The organism is Pseudoalteromonas sp. SR45-5, assembly GCF_014163565.1.
Taxonomy (GTDB): domain Bacteria; phylum Pseudomonadota; class Gammaproteobacteria; order Enterobacterales; family Alteromonadaceae; genus Pseudoalteromonas; species Pseudoalteromonas distincta.
In genome coordinates, this window is record NZ_JACJDN010000748.1 from 1 (window position 1) to 1,694 (window position 1,694).

Consider the following 1,694-nt stretch of genomic DNA (forward strand, 5'->3'; position numbering starts at 1 on the left):
TAAAATTGTTTTGTAGGTGATGTTTTATACCTCGCTCATAAAGAGGTTAATCACCACAGAGAATACACACAAAACAAAGAGAAGTGATTGCAGGCACTTAGCTTGCTGCTGTTATTAAGCTTCTTGGTTATAAAAATATTTTGTAAGTGAGGTGTAAACCTCACTTTTTAGGCGAGTAAAGTAATTATTATTACTAAATAAAACACATAAAAGGTCATAATAAATAGCCTTTTATTACCTTACCATTTAGTAAACAACAATTTGTAGTCTTACGGCTTACAGCTTACGACTCGTAACGATGACATAAGGCGTATAGCCAAAATTTGTAAAATGGAATAACAGATGACAGTAAAAAATTTATTAGTAACCGGCGGTGCAGGTTTTATAGGTGCCAACTTTGTACATTACTGGTTAGCGCAAAACCCACAAGACAAAGTAATAGTGCTAGACGCACTTACCTATGCAGGTAACAAAGCCAACCTAGACAGTGTAGCAAACAACCCAAATATGACCTTTGTACACGGCGATATTTGCGATACGGCGTTAATCGAAAACCTAATCGATACTCATCAGTTAAACACCATAGTACACTTTGCAGCAGAGTCGCATGTAGATCGCTCAATAACAGGGCCCGACGCCTTTATTGAAACAAATATACTAGGCACATACAGCTTATTAAAAGCAGCTAAAAAAAAGTGGATAGACGAGCCTAAAGCAGCTGGTAAGGAGCCTTTAGAGCATCGCTTTCATCATGTAAGCACCGACGAAGTATACGGCACATTAAGCGCAACCGATCCTGCCTTTACTGAAGAAACAGCCTACGCACCAAACTCACCATATTCTGCATCAAAAGCGGCAAGCGACCACTTAGTGCGTGCATACCACCATACTTATGGACTTGAGGTTACTACATCAAATTGCTCAAACAACTATGGGCCGTTTCACTTTCCTGAAAAACTAATACCGCTTATTGTTACTAACATTTTAAACGACAAGCCTTTACCTGTTTATGGTGATGGCCAACAAATTCGCGACTGGCTATACGTAGAAGATCACGCACGCGGCATAGAGCTTGTGCTTAAAAAAGGTCGCATAGGCGAAAATTATAACATTGGCGGCAATAACGAATGGGCCAATATAGATATAGTTAAATTGGTATGTAAAGTAATGGGCGAAAAGTTTGCTACAAACTCAGAGCTTGCAAAACGCTTCCCTAATGCTAAAGCTGCTATGGAAAATAACGTTGAACAATTAATAACATACGTTACAGACCGTGCAGGACACGACCGCCGATATGCAATTGATGCAACTAAAACAAATAACGAGCTAGGCTATGTACCAGCAGAAAGTTTTGAAACAGGCTTTGCTAAAACATTAGATTGGTATTTAGATAACGAGGCATGGTGGCTTCCCTTACTAGAAAGTAAATAACTATGTTTAAAAGAAAAAAAACTAAAGCATTGGTGCATAGCACGAGCCCTGCTAGCGTTAGTCATAAACAAAACATAAAATTAGATATAGATTTTTATAAAAGCCTTTATAACGATTTAGCAGTATTAAGTGAGCAAGAGTTAATAGCTCATTGGAATAATTTTGGAATAAAAGAAGGGCGTTTTGCTAATTTAAAAGATTATGTTGCACAGTCTCCCGATATGCAGTTTGACCTAGACTTAGTATTTTATAACCATTTTTAC

The 1,694-nt window shown here is 37.8% G+C and carries 2 protein-coding genes; both read left to right on the top strand.

What is annotated here, in order from left to right:
• Positions 1–342: 342 nt before the first annotated feature.
• Positions 343–1,431 carry a dTDP-glucose 4,6-dehydratase gene (gene rfbB / locus H5072_RS18610; RefSeq protein WP_182694411.1) on the top strand — a complete coding sequence of 363 codons (1,089 nt, stop codon included), beginning with the start codon at positions 343–345 and terminating at the stop codon, positions 1,429–1,431.
• 2 nt (positions 1,432–1,433) lie between these two features.
• A partial coding sequence (locus H5072_RS18615) for a hypothetical protein (RefSeq protein ID WP_220488706.1) occupies positions 1,434–1,694 on the top strand: 261 nt, incomplete at its 3' end.

Bases quoted from the DNA above. Each gene is read 5' to 3' on its own strand.
- rfbB (WP_182694411.1), top strand. From the start codon at position 343: ATGACAGTAAAAAATTTATTAGTAACCGGCGGTGCAGGTTTTATAGGT.